The 18,393-nt window shown below is 53.2% G+C and carries 10 protein-coding genes; 8 read left to right on the top strand and 2 right to left on the bottom strand.

Annotation, left to right across the window (positions count from 1 at the left end; translation table 11 throughout):
• Positions 1-34: 34 nt before the first annotated feature.
• Positions 35-1,141 carry a D-xylose ABC transporter substrate-binding protein gene (xylF, locus tag HH215_RS16265; protein ID WP_174887623.1) on the top strand — a complete coding sequence of 369 codons (1,107 nt, stop codon included), beginning with the start codon at positions 35-37 and terminating at the stop codon, positions 1,139-1,141.
• Between the two features lie 260 nt (positions 1,142-1,401).
• On the opposite strand, the gene HH215_RS16260 is transcribed toward xylF, so the two are convergent.
• Complete coding sequence (locus tag HH215_RS16260; protein WP_169280859.1) at positions 1,402-1,938, bottom strand: hypothetical protein; 537 nt, start codon at positions 1,936-1,938, stop codon at positions 1,402-1,404.
• A 141-nt stretch (positions 1,939-2,079) separates the two neighbouring features.
• On the opposite strand from HH215_RS16260, the gene HH215_RS16255 reads away from it, so the two are divergent.
• From HH215_RS16255 to HH215_RS16240, 4 genes are all read left to right on the top strand, one after another.
• On the top strand, positions 2,080-3,180 hold the full coding sequence (locus tag HH215_RS16255) for a sugar ABC transporter substrate-binding protein (protein WP_169280858.1): 1,101 nt from the start codon (positions 2,080-2,082) through the stop codon (positions 3,178-3,180).
• 101 nt (positions 3,181-3,281) lie between these two features.
• On the top strand, positions 3,282-4,802 hold the full coding sequence (locus HH215_RS16250) for an ATP-binding cassette domain-containing protein (RefSeq protein WP_169280857.1): 1,521 nt from the start codon (positions 3,282-3,284) through the stop codon (positions 4,800-4,802).
• Positions 4,803-4,813: 11 nt separating this feature from the next.
• Complete coding sequence (locus HH215_RS16245) at positions 4,814-5,989, top strand: sugar ABC transporter permease (protein WP_169280856.1); 1,176 nt, start codon at positions 4,814-4,816, stop codon at positions 5,987-5,989.
• Between the two features lie 155 nt (positions 5,990-6,144).
• Positions 6,145-7,875 carry a GGDEF domain-containing protein gene (locus HH215_RS16240; RefSeq protein WP_169280855.1) on the top strand — a complete coding sequence of 577 codons (1,731 nt, stop codon included), beginning with the start codon at positions 6,145-6,147 and terminating at the stop codon, positions 7,873-7,875.
• Positions 7,876-7,950: 75 nt separating this feature from the next.
• Here the strand turns inward: HH215_RS16240 and HH215_RS16235 are convergent, their stop codons facing one another.
• Complete coding sequence (locus HH215_RS16235; RefSeq protein WP_169280854.1) at positions 7,951-8,346, bottom strand: VOC family protein; 396 nt, start codon at positions 8,344-8,346, stop codon at positions 7,951-7,953.
• A gap of 337 nt (positions 8,347-8,683) precedes the next feature.
• Between HH215_RS16235 and HH215_RS37050 the strand changes: the two genes are divergently transcribed.
• From HH215_RS37050 to HH215_RS16220, 3 genes are all read left to right on the top strand, one after another.
• Complete coding sequence (locus tag HH215_RS37050) at positions 8,684-12,610, top strand: PA14 domain-containing protein (RefSeq protein ID WP_169280853.1); 3,927 nt, start codon at positions 8,684-8,686, stop codon at positions 12,608-12,610.
• Between the two features lie 250 nt (positions 12,611-12,860).
• Positions 12,861-15,110 (top strand): helix-turn-helix domain-containing protein, encoded by a 2,250-nt coding sequence (locus HH215_RS16225; protein ID WP_169280852.1) that lies wholly within the window; start codon positions 12,861-12,863, stop codon positions 15,108-15,110.
• A gap of 163 nt (positions 15,111-15,273) precedes the next feature.
• Positions 15,274-17,838, top strand: coding sequence for a glycosyl hydrolase family 28-related protein (locus tag HH215_RS16220; RefSeq protein WP_169280851.1), 2,565 nt, complete (start codon positions 15,274-15,276; stop codon positions 17,836-17,838).
• The last annotated feature ends 555 nt before the right edge of the window (positions 17,839-18,393 follow it).

The raw sequence follows: 18,393 nt of genomic DNA, 5'->3' as shown, positions 1-18,393 counted from the left end.
CGTGGCGATCGTGAATGGAAAGGGGGAGAAGCGAATGGGGAAGCAAAGGTATCTGATCGTGCTTGCGCTGGCATTGATCTGTCTTGTCTCGGCCTGCGAAGAGAACGGCAACAAGCGCGGAACGCCTAAGCCGACAATGGCCGCTAAGCCTACGCCCACGGTAGATTCCGGTGCGAATCCCGGCGTTGAGGGAAAGAAAATCAAAATCGGGTTTTCTATGGACACGCTGCAGGAAGAGCGTTGGCAGAAGGACAGGGATTTATTCAAGGAAGCCGTGTTGGCGTTAGGCGCGGAGGTGGAGATTATGGAGGCTAACGGCGACGATGCAAGACAAATTTCCCAAGCCGAAACATTGATCGGTCAAGGCGTCGACATTCTTGTCGTCGTTCCGCATAATGCCGAGGCAACGGCGACAATCGTTAAGAAGGCTCATTCGGCAGGCATCAAGGTTCTCTCTTACGATCGCCTGATCAAGAACGCGGACATCGATCTCTACGTATCGTTCGATAACGAGAAGGTGGGCGAGCTCCAAGCGAAGGCGATCACGAAATTGGTGCCTAAGGGCAAATATGTTTATATCGGCGGGGCGGAAACGGATAACAACGCCCATCTTGTCAAACGAGGCGTATTTAACGTTTTACAGCCGTTAATCGACAACGGGAGCATAACGGTCGTCTACGACCAATGGACGAAGGACTGGAAGCCGGTTAATTCGCTAGCCCATATGAGAGACGCGCTCAACGCCAACGACAATGAGATCGACGCAGTTATTGCCGGGAACGATGCGACGGCGGGCAGCGCCGTTCAGGCGCTTGCTGAGCATGAACTCGCCGGTAAAATTCCGGTTGCCGGTCAAGATGCGGAGCTTGCAGGCGCTCAGCGGATCGTCCAGGGGATGCAAACGATGACCGTGTATAAGCCGATCAAAGCGTTAGCCTACAAAGCCGCCGAGCTTGCGGTTAAGATGGCGAAAGGCGAGAACGTCGGCGCGGACCGGAAAGTGAACAACGGGAAAATCGAAGTGCCGTCCGTTCTCCTTCCGCCGATTGCCGTAAATAAGCTGAATATCGACGAGACGATCATCGCCGACGGTTTCCATGCGAAGGAAGACGTTTATCGCAACGTGGGAACCGGGAAGTAAATGGATGGATCGAGGACTAAGGGAGCTTAAGGAAAACCGTCAGGGGGCTGACGGTTTTTTTGCGGCATGAGGATGGGAATCGTCCTCGCAAGGTAGCTGTTTGCTCGATTTAAAGCGGCGTAGCCGTTACTACTCAGGTCAACTTCTTTTAGGGAGTATTACTAGGCACTTTTTAGTCTGCTTCACCGTAGTCGTCATCCAGCCTCACACTAAGTAACATCCTCCGTCGTCAGCCGACCTTTGGCGGAGATAACGTACTCTCAGTTCGTATCGTGGTTCGTTAGCCGAAAGTTGGGAGGTAAAGAAAGAATCTCTCCGTATTTGGGGAGACCTGAGTAGTAACGGCGCAGCCGCTCTAATTCCTCGCAAGGTAGCTGTTTGCTCGATTTAAAGCGGCGCAGCCGCTCTAATTCCTCGCAAGGTAGCTGTTTGCTCGATTTAAAGCGGCATAGCCGCTCTAATTCCTCGCAAGGTAGCTGTTTGCTCGATTTAAAGCGGCGCAGCCGCTCTAACTCCTCGCAAGGTAGCTGTTTGCTCGATTTAAAGCGGCGCAGCCGCTCTAATTCCTCGCAAGGTAGCTGTTTGCTCGATTTAAAGCGGCGCAGCCGCTCTAACTTCAGCTCAAGGTGGTTGTTTGATCTATACCTCTTCAGTAGAAAACTTCGTTGGAGTAAATTAGACTGCGTAGATGCCGGATGAGACATATAGTCGTGAATAGCCCGGCTGAGTCGGGTTACATCGGCCAGAGCAGGCAAATTGGCGGGAATCGCCAAGTTTGTGCTAAGAGGTACCTTCAATCCGCCTCCCCCGTTCCAAAAACCATAAAAAAGTATAGACGGTTGTAAAAGAATGCTAGTAGTTAGCGCTTTCATCCCTGAATTTGGGTGCTATAGTTGTTCTTGTTAGCCGCTAAGTCCAATTTCGAGAGGGGTATGAAAATGAAAAAAACCATCAAGTCGATTTCTTTAGCGCTCGTTATTATGATGTTAGCCATTATCGTTGCAGCTTGTAACAAGGGCGGCGACAAATTGAGCGTCGGTATCGTATTGCCGACCAAAGACGAGGAAAGATGGCTTCAGGATGAACAAAGGTTCAAAGAAGCTCTCGACGGCACGAAATATACGACGGAAATTTTGTTCAGCCAAGGCTCATCCGCCAAGGAAAAAGAAAACGTAGAAACGCTGATCAACAAAGGCATCAAAGTTCTGATCATTTGTCCTTTCGACGGAGCAGCCGCCGGGGGCGCGGTCAAAGCAGCCAAAGATGAAGGTATCACAGTCATCGCCTATGACCGTCTGATTACGGGAACGGACGCAGTCGACTACTACGTCACTTTCGATAGCCTCTCGGTAGGCGCGGCGCAGGCGCAATACTTGGTAGACAACGCCAAAGGAAACGGCCAGCCGCTGTACTTGTACGCAGGCGCCGCTTCCGATAATAATGCGTTCATCTTCTTCGAAGGCGCTTGGAAGGTGCTGCAACCGAAAATCGCTGACGGTACGTTCAAAATCGCGAACTCCAGCGAAGCGGAAGCTCTCAAAGACAAAGTCGATTTGTCCCGCGAAGAGATGGGTAAAGTGATTGGTCAAGTTACAACGAACTGGGAGCCTAACGAAGCTAAGAACAAAGCTCAAACGCATTTGACCGCAGCTGCTGCCGACATGAAAGGCGATGTAGCTATTCTTGCTCCGAATGACGGGACGTCCCGTGCGATCGCGGACGTTTTCGCTTCCGATTCGGCGATCACAAGCTACACGATTACGGGGCAAGACGCAGACAAAGGTTCCGGTCAATACATTATCGACGGCAAACAATCGATGACGGTGTTTAAAGACGTTCGTACCCTCGTTAAAGATGCAATGGGCATGGCAGTCTCCATCTTAGAAGACAAAACGCCTCAGACGACCGGTACTTATGACAATGGAAAAATCCAAGTCAAAGCAAAGCAAACGGACGTTATCGTCGTCACTAAAGATAATATTAGAAAAGAGCTTGTCGATTCCGGCTATTACAAAGCAAGCGACTTCACCGGACTGTAATCCCTACAATGCAATCGCACATAGCATGAGCGGAATAGTGATAGATTCGTCTATCACTATTCCTTAATTGTAAGAGTTGTTTGGTTAAGGAGTGCATAACGATGAGCGATTACATTTTAGAGATGATTGATATCTCCAAAGAATTTACGGGCGTTAAAGCGCTCACGGATGTCAATTTCAAAGTCGAGAGAGGCGAGATTCACTGCCTGATCGGCGAGAACGGGGCAGGGAAGTCCACCTTGATGAAAGTGTTGAGCGGCGTTTATCCTCACGGTACCTATAAGGGCGACATCGTGTTCGAGGGCAGCGTGCAATGGTTCAACAAGATCAGCGACAGCGTGAAAACGGGCATCGGAATCATTTATCAGGAGTTGGCTTTGTTTCCGGATCTTACGGTGTACGAAAATATATTCGCCGGTAACGAAGTGAAGCGCGGTTCGCTCGTCGATTGGAACCGGACAATCGTCGAGGCCAAGCGGATGCTGCAAAAAGTGAAGCTGAACGTGAACCCCGAAACGTTGATCAAAGATTTGGGAGTAGGCAAGCAACAGCTTGTCGAGATCGCCAAAGCGTTAAGCAAGAACGTCAAGCTGCTCATTCTGGACGAGCCGACGGCGGCATTAAACGAGAACGACAGCGCAAACCTATTGAATCTTCTACGCGAACTCAAAAATCAAGGCATCACCTCTATTATGATTTCTCACAAGTTAAAGGAAGTTATATCCATTGCGGATAAAGCAACCGTGCTCCGCGATGGCAGAACGATCTGTACGCTGGATGCTTCCAAAGGTGAAGTGTCCGAGAACATCATCATTAAGAACATGGTCGGTCGCGAGATCGAAGACATCTATCCTAAGAGGACGAACAAATCAATCGGAGATAAAATTTTTGAAATTAGGGAATGGAACGCTTATGATCCTAAGCTAGGCAGGGAAGTCGTGAAAGAAGTCAATCTACATGTTAATAAAGGTGAAATCGTCGGAATAGCCGGCTTGATGGGCTCAGGACGGACGGAGCTTGCGCTAAGCATCTTCGGTAATCCGAAGTCGTATAAACTGAAGGGCGAATTGCTGCTGGATGGCTCTCCCAAGTCGTTTAATCATCCGAGCGAAGCGATTCAGGTGGGGATCGCCTATGTCACCGAAGACCGAAAGGGCGACGGGCTGTTCTTGATTCAAGATATCAAAAGCAACCTATCGGCCGCGAATCTCGGAGGGATTTCCTCTAAAGGGATTATTAATGACAACGAAGAAGTCGTCATTGCTAACCGATACAAAGACTCTATGTTCATAAAGGCGCCTTCCGTAGAGCAAATCGTTGGCAACTTAAGCGGAGGCAACCAGCAGAAAGTGTCTCTGGGGAAGTGGTTGTACGTCGGGCCGAAGCTGCTGATCTTGGATGAACCGACTCGTGGCATCGATGTAGGCGCTAAGTTCGAAATATACACGATCATGAACGAGCTGATCAAAGAGGGCATGAGCATTATCATGATCTCATCCGAGCTTGGAGAAGTACTCGGGATGAGCGATCGCGTGTATGTCATGGCCGAAGGCCAAATCAAAGGCGAGCTAAACAAGGATGAGGCCGATCAGGAAAAAATCATGCAGCTTGCTACGCAATAGGAGGAGCACCTATGAATTTTTTCAATGAAACGAAGTCGCTTGTCAAAGTGAATATCCGCGAATACGGCATGTACATTGCCTTATTCGTCATCATGCTCACCTTCTCGATCATGACGGACGGGCTGTTCATGTCTTCTCGTAATATTAGCAACCTTCTGGATGCCACCGGATATATTGCCGTATTAGCCGTCGGTATGACGCTTGTTATCGTCATTCGGCACATTGACTTGTCCGTCGGATTCGCGGCGGGATTCATGGGTGCGATCGCGGCTATCCTCCTGACGCAGGCAGGCTTACCTTTCTACTTCACGATTCCGATCATCCTCGTACTTGGTATCGTCATCGGTATGTTTAACGGAGTACTCGTCGCCTCGTTCGGAATTCCTGCCTTCGTCGCTTCACTCGCGGGAATGCTTATTTTCAGGGGCGGACTGTTGATGGTTACGGAAAAGAGCGGAACGATTATCGTAGATGACGAAAACTTTAACGCGATCGGCACCGGGTTCATTCCTTCGATCGCCAAGATCAACGGCCTGAACCTGCTCTCCTTAATCCTAGGGGGAGTAATGATACTTCTATACATCTACAGTGAAATATCGAATCGCAGAAGCAAGCTCAAGTATCAATTCGATGTTGTCTCTATGCGTATTTTTACAGTGAAGGTCATTTTCGTATCCGCAATCATCGCTTATATCACTTGGATTCTCGCGGGTTATAAAGGATTTTCCTGGACGGTTATCATCATGCTGATCATCGTCGTGGTCTATCACTTCTTGACTAGGAAAACCGTGTTGGGAAGACATATTTATGCCGTGGGAAGCAATCCGGAAGCCGCGCATCTTAGCGGGATTAACGTCAAGAAGATTACGTATATCGTATTCGGTTCCATGGGCATGCTCGCGGCGCTGTCCGGAATTATGTACACGGCTCGTCTCCATTCGGCGACGACGACCGCGGGTACGTTATTTGAATTGGATGCCATTGCGGCAGCGTACGTCGGCGGAGTATCCGCTGCTGGCGGCGTCGGTAAAGTAACGGGCTCTATTATCGGAGCCATAGTAATGGCTTCGTTGACCAACGGGATGAACTTGCTGGGCGTCGGTATCTCCTACCAGTACATGATCCGAGGAGCCGTACTGGCGGCGGCGGTCATCTTTGACGTCATGACCCGCAAGAAGAGAAGCTAGTAGCCGAATCGATACTGAATTTACAGATGAGCCCAAAGATGGAGTTCTCTCCATCTTGGGGCCTTTTCTCTAAAAAAAGCAAGTAACGAAGGAAAGGATATGGTCGAAATCTAGCGAATAATACAGACATCCTATCTATTGAAAGAAGAGCCATAATGAACAGGTCGTTTTTCTCGGTTACGGGTTTCATGAACAGACTTAGGTATCCCTACAAATTTACGTTAATCGGAACGCTTTTGATCGTACCTATGTGCATTTCCGGTTATTTGCTCGTTTCCGATGCGAACGAGAAATTACAGTTTGCGGTGAAAGAGCGTCAAGGCTTAGAATACCACCGGACACTATTGCAATTTAACGATTTGTTGAGTCAGAGGCGTCTAATGTGGTTAGCCGAAGATCAGTCCGAATTTGCGGCGATCATATCGAACACGGACAAAGAGTTGAAAGAGAAGGGGTCTAAGCTTGCGATCATGCAGACGCAGATGCGTGACTACCTGCGCATGCCGAATGAATGGTCAAAGATTTACGAACAGTTTAATGGCGTACTGAAGATGAATACCGATATCCACACCGGACTTCTTTACGTCGCTTATTCCGAAGTCATGGCGAATAACGGATATTTCATGTACGGCATTGGGAACGCCAGCGGATTAAAAAACGATTCGAATCGCGGACCGAACGAGCTAGGCCCGGTTGTTCTGGAACAGATTCCGCTTGTTCTTTCGCAGCTGGATTCCTTGGTCGGACTGGCGATTTACGGTACCGAAGCTAAGGAAATCAATGCGGAACAGCAGGTTCGCGTACACATATTGAGCGGATTGAATAACGATATTTTAGCTGAAATCGGGAGGAGCGTCGAACTAGGCGCGACTTATTTCGCCGACGAAGCGGGAACCTCGAATATGAGAATGACGGCAAAGCGTTGGGCTAGCGACGCTAGAACGTTTTCCGAAAAAATGAAATACGCATTCAACGACGATGAAGAGTTCGTGGAAGTGCCGGAAGGATTGATCTTAGAAGGCAGCCAAGCGATGATGACCGGCTATCAATTATATTATCAAGCGATGGGGTTAATAGAAGATTCGATTAAACAACGGGAGATTTCCCTGGAGAGGGGAAGAAATCTAACTATAGCGCTTCTATTCGTGCTAGTCGGAATTGCCGTTACGTTGTTTCTAGCGGTAAGCCTTTCCGTTATGCGTTCGGTTAAGATGTTGCAACGCACTTCGCTGGAGATCGCGGCCGGAAATCTGAACGCAAGAGTTAAGCTGGATACGAAAGACGAGTTGAAGAGCGTCGAGATCGCATTCAATGAATCGATACGTTACTTCGGAGAACTGCTCGAGCAGAAGAACGAGATGGAAAGCAAAATTACGCGTCAAGCGCATTACGATATGTTGACGGATCTCCCGAACCGCTTTCTGTTTTACGAGAAGTTTCGATCGGCCATCGCGAGACTCGAAGCAGCGGAACCGGAGAGCCGTTCGACGGGAATCGGGTTGCTATACGTCGATCTCAACGGATTTAAACCGGTGAACGATCGATACGGCCATCACGTAGGCGACGGTTTGTTAAGAGAAGTCGCTTCCCGCTTAAGGCAATGCGAGCCTGAAGAGGATGCCGCGGCACGGATCGGGGGAGACGAGTTCACGATCATCGTTCCGAACGGCGCATCTGAAGGGGAGGCCGAGCGGCTTGCCGATCGGATAGCGCAAGAGCTGCAACGGACGTTCGTGGTCGACGGCAACGCGATTACGATCTCCGGAAGTATCGGAATCGCGATATACCCCCGCGACGGAAACAATGTCGACGCTTTGATCCAGCATGCGGACAAAGCCATGTACCGGGACAAACGAAACCGCGCGGTAGGGGTACTCAACGACTAAAGGCTGTTCCGAGTTGATTTAACTTATTGATCGCCTTGCTTAACGCCTTGCTTAACGCCTTGCTTAACGCCTTGCTTAATTCGTCTTGGCTAGATTCAATTGCCAGGATACTCCGTAACGATCGTCCACCCAACCGAATTTCTCGCTGAACGGAGAGTCGCTTAACGGCATGCGAACCTGGCCTCCGTCGGACAGCTTTTCGAATACTCTCTCGATTTCTTCGCCGGAATCGCAGTTAACGAATAGCGACACGCCGGGAGTAAACGTCCATTCGTGCTTTATGGGACTGTCGATGCACATAAACAAATGATTTTTGACGGTGAATGTCGCATGCAGCACTTTGCCGTTCGCTTGCCGTATAAGACTGACGACCCGGGATTCGTCGAATACGTCCGCATAGAAATTCATTGCTTCTTCCGCTTCGCCCGAGAACGTAAGGAAGGTCGTTACCTTTTGCGTATTCAATTCCATTGTCGACAACTCCTTTTTTAGACCGTGGATGTGGTTGAGTATAAATGATGTTGTGAACGAAATTCAACCGGCCGGTTGAATTTTTTGGCGTTTCGGACTTCCTTTGAAGGAGAAATATCGTTCAAGTTGTGCCAGATAGTCGTTGATATCGGGATAGGTCAGTAGGCTGCGGGATCGGACGGGCGTATGATCAAGAGGCAGGGGGGAGAAACTCGTTGTTTCCCGCTTGCGAGGAACATGCGATAAAAATCCGGAGGGAGGCGATCGGACGTAAGGCATCGAGATCTAGAAAGCGATAACGATGTGGAATGTCCAAATCGGAATGGGAGGAATTCTAATGAGTTGGCACAAGACGAGCAAGCTAAGCGGGTACGGGTTGTCATGCTTATTGTCTGTTCTGTTGTTGCTGTCGTCCTTGCCTTTATCCGCCGCATGGCCCGGAAGCCGGATCGCTTACGCGAACCCGAACGACGTGGCTTTGCCGCCTCCGAGCGAATGGGTCGCTCCAAGCGGGGCACCGAGCGCGCCGGGAGACGCCTACGGAGTTACGTTTACGAATCCGCCGATTGCGGTAGCGCCGGGGGCGCCCGCGATCGCGGAATGGACAAGGACGGTGAAGCCGAATGAAAGCTTTACGATGACGGGCGTCCGGTTCACCGCTTCTTCGGGGGGAACGGCAGGAAGCGATACGACCGTCTGGTTATGGGCGAATACGGCCGGAGGAGGCGTGCTCGCGAAAGCCCAGATCGTCAGCGTGACGGATCAAGTGCTTCAAGCGATCGTCCCCGCCGGGGTGCCCTTCGGCATGTATTTGGTATGGGTCGAGAACGCCGCCGGAGCGAGCAGTCCTGTAGCATTGAATCGGCCGGAGCCTACATGGATGGGACCGTTCGGCAATGCCGCCGCACCGGGAAGCTCCAAGCGCCTGTTCGGCAAAAACCTGTCGCAGAGCCACGGAACGGCCAATTCCTACGTTTATTTGCAGCCGGCTGGAGGCGGAGCTTTCCAGGCGGCAACGGTAACGTCCGTCGAGCCATACGCGGTCGAGTTTACGGTTCCCGCGAATCTGACGTCCGGGAGTTACAAAGTTTACTTGCACTCGGGACACGGAGGTTCCTACGGTTGGAGCTCCCCGCTGACGTTAAACGTAGCGCCTGCATGGACGCGCGGGGCAACGGAGACGGTCGTCGCGCCGGTCGGGAGCGGCGGGGACGACGCGGTCAACATTCAGAACGCGATCGACGCCCAGCACGCCAATCCTAGCGGAGGCACCGTTAGGCTGCAATCCGGAACGTACACGCTGAAGAGACAGATCAGCCTGACGGATAACGTTCGGCTAATCGGGGCGGGCAAGACCGCGACCGAGCTGAACATCGATCCCGTCAACCAATTCCCGACGGGCATTCTGATCATCGGCGAGCACACGATGCTGGAAGCATTCACGCTACGGCAGAAGACGGGACCGAATCAGCCCCAATACGGGCCGATCAAGACGAACTTCCCGGGACCTTACGCGGACATAAGGCTCAAGGATCTCGTCATCACGGCGGATGCCGGAACGAAAGGAGGCACCGTGGACATTCGCACGTCGGGGGGAGAAGTGACCGGGTCGGATTTCTACAGGGGACTGACTTTGTCCGGGACGGATTTCTGGATTCATAACAATAACTTCTACGGCGGTCCTTACGGCGGCGCCCAAGTATCGGAAACCGAAGCCGCGACTTACACGGACGGCAATAACCTGCTTATGGAGCGCAATCATTTCGAAACGTTAAACTGGCCGACAGATGCGAACGGAAGCAAAAACTATTTGAATTTCGTGCCGGCGAACGAGCTCCAATATAAAGTATGGGCGAAGCGCGTTTTCTACTCTGCGCCGCAATTCGGCTCGGTAGAGAACTCGTACATCGCTTGGAATACGGGGACGAACGTGGCGGTGGACGATAACCGCGGCGAACTGATTTTGTTCCATGGCATCCCGAGCAAAGTGTACGCGCAAGTGGCATCCAATTCCGGAACGACGCTTACGATCCGAACCGACGGACTTATTGACGGTCAGGCGCGCAACGTCGATAATATGCCGGCGATCAGTTCGGTTCCGGGCAACATCGTGCACGGGCAGTTGGACGGACAAGCCTACGTCGTCATCATGAACGGGACGGGCATCGGTCAAGCGAGGAAAATCGTCAGCCATACTTCGTCTACGATAACGGTCGACAAGGCGTGGAGAATACCTCCGGCTGCGGATAGCAAGATCACGTTGACGTACTTGTCCAAGGACCATGTCGTCTACAAGAACAATATCGACGCGTTCCCGGAAGGGTACAACCTGTTCTATTCGGCCAGTACTGGACCCGATGCCGATGGGAATGCTTTCGGTTTCGCGGCCGAAGGCAACATTACTAACCGTACCTACGGGGGCCGAGTGCTCGGCGGATATAGCACGGGACCGGGGTATTGGAACGAGCAACGGGACGAAATCGCCAATAACGCGGTTCATAGCGGCATGAACATCGTCGCGTGGGCGTTCGACGGTTACGATTTCCTCGGTCCTTCCGTTCTCGGCTCCTATTTCCGAGGAGGGTCGGCTGCGGTGACTACGGCACAGAACAACGTGGCGTCAGGGCCTCCAGCGCTGTTTAACGCGCAGATTTCGCCGTACGAAGGCCAAGAGATCGTGGCATCGCGTAACGCCATCGCGGCGAGCGGTTTCGAAGGAGTGACGGGGAGCGGCTCGACGCTCGGCGCGCGCGCCGACCAGTGGACGCAAGTTCTCTACCGGAACAACTCGTTGACCGTACGGAATAATCCGAACGTTTCGTACGCGGCTAGGCCGGTCGAAATTCGCAAGTACAGCGAACCGTATTTCATGTCCAACTCTTACTCCGGAGCCTCTACGATATACGTGAAGACGAATAGCAGCACGCTCGCCGAGCGGCCGACGCCGCTGCTGCGTTCCCTCGAGTTCAAGGGCGGGGTCGGCGCATCGATCGGGGCTCAATCGGTTCCGCTCGCCAATACGGGCATCGCGAGCATGACGTGGACGGCGTCCGCCTCGCAGCCTTGGATCACCGCATCCGTCGGATCCGGTACCGGAACCGTCGCGGCGGAGCAAACGAACGGGTTGCTCAACGTAGCCGTTAATACTGCCGGACTTGCCGAAGGGACCTATGCAGGTACGGTTACGATCTCGACGAACGGAGGATTGTCCTCTACCGTCGGGGTGAAGCTCGTAATCGGTAACGGAGGAGGCGTCGTTGACACGCAAGCGCCGACGGTACCGACGAACCTGGCCGCTCCGAGCAAGACGGCGAACTCGGTCACGTTGACGTGGACTGCGTCCACCGATAACGTAGGCGTGGACGGTTACGAGATCTATCGCGGTGCGACGCTGGCGGGTACGGTAGCCGGTTCGGCGACGACGTTCACGGATACGGGACTGACGGCGAACACGAGCTACACCTACACGGTGAAGGCGCGCGATGCCGCGTTTAACGTATCCGCGGCAAGCGGCGCGGTCACGGTCACGACGAACCCGGGACCGGATACGCAAGCTCCGACGGTGCCGACGAACCTAGCCGCTCCGAGCAAGACGGCAAACTCGGTCACGCTGACGTGGACGGCGTCCACCGATAACGTAGGCGTGGACGGTTACGAGATTTATCGCGGCACGATGCTGGCGGGTACGGTAGCCGGTTCGGCGACGACGTTCACGGATACGGTACTGACGGCGAACACGAGCTATACCTATACCGTGAAGGCGCGAGATGCCGCGAACAACGTATCCGCGGCAAGCGGCGCGGTCACGGTCACGACCGATGCCTCGAGCGTAGGGACGGGGACCGGGCTGACGGGCGAGTACTTCAACAACATCGATTTCGTCGGGCTTCGGAACACGCGCATAGATTCCCAGATCAATTTCGATTGGGGAACGTCGATTCCGACGGGAATCAACTTCGATGCGAGCGACACGTTCTCGATTCGTTGGACGGGCAAAGTCGAGGCGCCGGTCACGGGAACTTATACGTTTACGACGACGAGCGACGACGGGGTGAAGGTGTGGGTGAACGGAACGATGGTCATCGATCACTATAGCGACCATTCGCCTACGGATCGATCGGGGACGATTAGTTTGTCCTCCGGCACGAAGTACGACATTAAGATCGAATACTACAACAATCAACCGAACGCCGTCATCAAGCTTTACTGGGCTTACCCGGGACAAGCGCAACAGATTGTTCCCCAAAGCCGGCTGTATCCTTAATCGTTGATATAGAGAAGGGACGGCGGCCGCTGGGGTCGCCGTTTCTTCATGAATATTCGGATCCGGGAGGTACATACGCGTACAGTAAACGAGTGAACTTCGAACATAAAGCGATCAATAAGCGACGCTCCGACGCAATCGATTTATTTTATCAGAATTAGTCCCTTATTTAACGATAAGTCAGTCATGGACGGCTTGCGAACCTGTTACAATGTAAGCGTATACGGGACAGATACGAGGGGGCATCGCCATGCTGCTGCGGAGAAACATCGGCAAGGGGTACACGAAGTTGCTCGCGATTTTGCTAAGCATTGCGATTATTCCATGTTTGCTTATTAGCTCGTTGGCTTACTTCGTTTCCATTAACAACGCGAAGAAGCAGGCGGTGACCTACAGCACGGAATATCTCAATCTGGTCATCGACTCGAATACGATCATGCTGCAGCAAGCCAAAAGCATCATCTACGAGATGATGCTGAACTTCGACCATTACAGCGACGTCCTTCGGAACCGGGCAACGACGTCGGATGCTTTTAACCTCCTCACCGCCCTGGATAGAAAGAAAACCGCGAGCCAAGCCTACGTGAAAAGCTTCTACTTCATCGACAATCGCTCCCGCACGTTGATCGATTCGCACCGCTCTTCCATTTATTCTTTCAACGATTTTCCCGACCGCGAGCTGGTCGACCTCGTTTCCAAGCCGGACGGACTGCTGTTGAACGACTTGTTCTCCCGGCGAACGACCGGTGGGGAAACCGTCGCAAGCTACGTCGTCCGTTATCCGCTAACCGGAAAGACGCTCGGATTTCTCGTCGTGGACTTGGATATGCACAGATTCGTGCTCCCTCCTCGCAACCCTGCAGGAAGCGGAGGTCATATTTTGATCACGAACGGTCACGGTCAACTTGTAAATTCCGATCAACAGCCGTGGATGGATCGCATGGCGGATAACCCTCAAGATTACGTCGTCATTCGCAGCCATTCTCTCGAGAACGGCTTGGGCTACGCTTACGCGATTCCGAACGGGCAGATTACGGCCAACAACCGCATATTGCTGCTTAGCATCGTCTCGATCTGCGCGGTGCTCATCTTGCTCGAAGCGGTCGCGGCATGGTTCAGTTCGAGACGGCTCTATACTCCGTTGCGCAATCTGATGCGTTATATTCGCCAATTGATCGGCGATCACGACCAGACAGGGACAGAGAACGGACTCGGCGACGGCGACGAATATTACTATTTGAAACGGGTCATCACGCAGATGAACATGAAAAACCAAGATTACGATAACGCGTTCCAAGCGAACGGCAATCTGTTCAAGCAGCGCCAGCTTTCCCGGCTTCTTCTCGGCGAGACGACCGCTTACCGGGCAATGGTCGTACCCGATAAGTTCAGGCTCCGATTGCCCTACGAACATTTCGAAGTGATGGTCATGGAGATTGGCGACCGGCTTGCCTACAGGGACAAGTACACGGGACTCGAACAAGAACTCATGTTATTTTCCGTAACGAATATCGCGGAGGAAGTGCTTAATGAGTACGGGGAAGCGGTATCCGCCCCGCTGGATTCTTTCCGGGTCGCGGTGTTGCTGAATCTTGCTCAAGCACCGGATAACGGACAGCTCGAGGAGATGGGACGCAAAGTACAGGAGAAAGTACAGCACTATTTGAAAATGTCGCTCAGCATCGGCATCGGTACGGGAAGCGATCGGCGGGAACTTATCCGGGAATCGTACAGGCAAGCACTCCGGGCTCTATCGCACAAAGTTTACTACGGCAAGGGCAGTATTCTGAGCGCGGTGAAATTGCCTGATGTGCCCGCCGCGCCCCGAAAGCTCGTTTCCTGGAACGAGACGAAGGAGCGTCTCAAAATTTCGCTTCAGAACGGGGCATGGGACTCGGTTAAGGAGCAGCTGTACGAATTAAGCCGAACGATGGCTTACGAAGGCATGACCGAAGTCGACTTGCAAGTGTTCTATTTGCAGTATACGGCCAGCTTGTCCGAGCTGTGCGGAGAATTGTCCGTGCCGTTCGAAGAACTGTCGGGCGGCGAATCCCCGTTGAACCTAAGCGCCGGGTACATCGTTTCCGTCGACGAGCTGAACCACGCCATGATCGCCCTCACCCGCAAGCTCCACGACAAAATCAAAGACACCAAAGACCACATCCACCAAGAACTTATCCATAACATTCTTCAATACATTCGCGAGCATTTGGATCACGACCTGACTTTAGAGACGATCGCGGAAAAAGTGTATATGCATCCCGCTTATTTGAGCCGCATTTGCAAATCCCTTACCGGCAAAGGCTTAGGAGAGCAGATCGTGCACGCCAGGGTAGAGAGAGCGAAGCAATTGCTGATCATGTCCGGCAAAAGCGTCAACGAAATATCCCTAGATATCGGTTATACGAACCCGCGCGCGTTCTATCGGCTGTTCAAGGAATATACGGGCCAGACGCCCGGAGAATTCCGCAAATACGAAAGCTTAAAGAAGGTCAAGTAGGTCCTTTTGTTCTCTAATCTGCGAAATGGTCCGTAGTCAAAATAACGATTATCCCCCTAGGATGAAGGCGACGGGAGCGTGGTTCGCAACTTCGAAGACCGATGCCGACAAGATGGCCGAATCCGTTCCCGATTGCGACGACCCATTGGGAGGGACTTGTTTCATGAGAGGCAATGATAGGAAACCGCGCTTTTTATCGAGAATGATCGCGTTGGGGCTAGCCGCATGTTTGATGCTGCCCGCCGGGTTGGCGGGTGCGGCTTCGCAAGATTCCGGTCCTCCGGCGATCTCTTACGCGACCGAAGGGGTCGACGAGGGCGGGACGTTCGTCTTGACCGGAGATCGGTTCACCGAAAGCACGGAAATTTGGCTGTTTCGCCCCGCGAAAGACGACGCAGCCCAATTAAAGGCCGCTTACGGAAATCCGGCATCGCCGCTGCCCGCGATACCGCCGGAAGGGGCGGTCAAGACGACGGTGGTCGGCACTCCCGAAGAGCATCTGATCGCCGCAGGCCAGATCGGCTATCCGAACTTGTCGCTTAGCAACGCGGTCGTCCCGACGATCGTCTGGGCGAAAAACTCCGCGGGATGGTCCTCGCCTTATTTGCTCAACCGGCCGGAGCTCTATTTCGCCAGCGCATCCGCCGCATTGCCGGGTGAGCGCATCCGCGTCTTCGGACGCAACCTGGAGACGAAATTCGAAGTCGCCGGCCCCGATTACGATTACCCGGTTGCCTTGAAGAACCGCGTTACCGGCAAGGTCGAATGGGCTCAAGCGCTCATGGAAGAAACGCAAGAGCAAGCGAACGTGAAGCCATACGTGCTGAACGTGCTGCTCCCCGCCAAGCTTCCGGCGGGCACTTACGATCTGGCCGTGCACGTGCTGTACGGCGGCGCGCAAGGTTGGAGCGAGCCGATCGCGCTTGATGTCGCGGCATCCCGCGGCCTGACTGCGAAGCTCGCGCAAGAGAGCAACATTAAGCTCGGAACTCCGCAGAGCGGAGGCCCGGTGAACGTTCGTATCGATTCCGTCGGCGGTTTGAAGGCGGACGGGTTCTCCGACGATACGGACAAAATTCAGAAAGCGATCGACCAGACGGCGGCCAAGGGCGGCGGAATCGTATTGCTCCCTCCCGGCAATCTGGCCATCTCCAAGACGATCCGGGTGAAACCGAACGTCGTGCTCGCCGGATCGGGCAAAGCCGCGACGCAGCTCGTCGTCAATCCGGACCGGCCGCTTCAGGGCTCGTTTCCGATCGCGAACATGTTTGCCTCCCCGACCTGGGTGCGAGGTTTCGCGGGAGATTACGGACCGTACTTGAAAGACCGGACGCCGATGGTATGGCTCGATGACAAGACGGGCCTGCAGGATTTATCCGTCCTCGCCGGAGCCGGCGCTGACATAGGCGTGTTGGTCGGTAACGAGAACCCAAAAACGACGGTTCGCGACACGTTCCTGAGAAGGACGGAGATCGTAAACCGCCATATGCTCGCGTTCCCTCCCCAAGAATGGTGGGGCGCCTACATGGGCGGGGTACTCGTCGTCTCCTCGACGGACGGCTTCACGCTCGCGGACAGCAGGGTCGTCGGCGATCAATCGTTGTTCATGCTTTCCGGCGATAAACCCCATAAGCACGCCCGCATCGCGAACAACGAATTCGAGACGGCGGTGAACAACAGCTCGGACAACATTTTCGTCAATTCGATCGCCGAGTCGATTATCGAGAACAACAGGATCGAGAACGGCGGACGCGCGATTACTTCGCAGATGGGCATGTGGCGCAACTGGATATCAGGCAACGTCATTTCCCATACCGGCGGCAGGGCGAACGGCTCGGAGATGCTGATGTCCGAGGACGGATACGTGAAGCCCCTGTTCGCTGGCAAGATCAAATCGGCAACGACGAATTCGGTTACCGTCGGATCCGCCCTCGGCTTGAAAGACGGGGAGATTACGACGACCGCGGTAGAATACTACGCTTTCGTCACGTCCGGCACGGGCATGGGCCAGTACCGCAAAGTCGTCGGCAACACGGCGGACGGAAAGCTGGATCTGGATCGGAAATGGACGGTCGTGCCTGACTCGGGAAGCCGCGTCGACGTTATCCGCGCGGCGGTCAAAAATTTGTTCGTCAACAACTGGATCAGCGATTCCCGGGGGAATCTGCAATTTTCCTACGGGGCAGGGCTAGACAACGTCGTCGCCGGCAATCAGATCAACGGATCGGGAAGCATCACGGTATTCGGGGGCATCGAGGATTGGACGGATTCGGAGCATCCGTTCTTGGCGATCACCGCCTACAACCAGATTTACGCCAACTATTTGGCGAATTCGGGCGGCATTTTCCTGAAAGGGAACGTGGGCAAAGGTCATTCGTACGGGGACGAAGTTCTTGCGGATACGGGGGGGTTCTTCGCGAATACGGTACGCCGCAACCAAATCTGGGCGAAGACGAAATCCGGCGACATTAACCAATATTACAATACCTGGTTCGGCGTGAAGGAAAAAGGAATTCCGTACGAGGGCGCGATCGACGTGAAAGACGCCGCGTTCACCGTCGTCGACGGAAACTACGCGTTCGATGCTTCGATCGGAGTCCGGGTGTCCGGAGGCAAAGGCACGATTATCGTGAACAACCGGATGGACGAAGTGAAAGACCGCATCGTGGAGCAGAACGGGGCGGCGGGGACTGTCAAACAAGCGCCATCCTGGGAAAACCCTTATTGAGAGGGAACTCAAAAAGTCCGCTTTTGATCACGAAGAGGTTTCAAGAAGAGGATTCGACGTCGAATCTTGAATTCAGCCGGGCCTTCCGGTACTCACGTAGGTTTTTCCTACGCTCCGTTCCTCAGTCCCTAAGCTTCATCCAACCTTCTCGGTGCTGAAAACCGGATTTTTGAGTCTTGATTGGAAGGGGAACTCAAAAAGTCCGCTTTTGATCACGAAGAGGTTTCAAAGAGGATTCGACGTCGAATCTTGAATTCAGCCGGGCCTTCCGGTACTCACGTAGGTTTTTCCTACGCTCCGTTCCTCAGTCCCTAAGCTTCATCCAACCTTCTCGGTGCTGAAAACCGGATTTTTGAGTCTTGATTGGAAGGGGAACTCAAAAAGTCCGTTTTTGATCACGAAGAGGTTTCAAGAAGAGGATTCGACGTCGAATCTTGAATTCAGCCGGGCCTTCCGGTACTCACGTAGGTTTTTCCTACGCTCCGTTCCTCAGTCCCTAAGCTTCATCCAACCTTCTCGGTGCTGAAAACCGGATTTTTGAGTCTTGATTGGAAG

This window comes from Cohnella herbarum (assembly GCF_012849095.1).
In the GTDB taxonomy this organism is placed as follows: Bacteria; Bacillota; Bacilli; order Paenibacillales; family Paenibacillaceae; genus Cohnella; species Cohnella herbarum.
The sequence above is the reverse complement of the archived record's forward strand: the minus strand, read 5'-3'. Positions and strand labels throughout refer to the sequence as shown.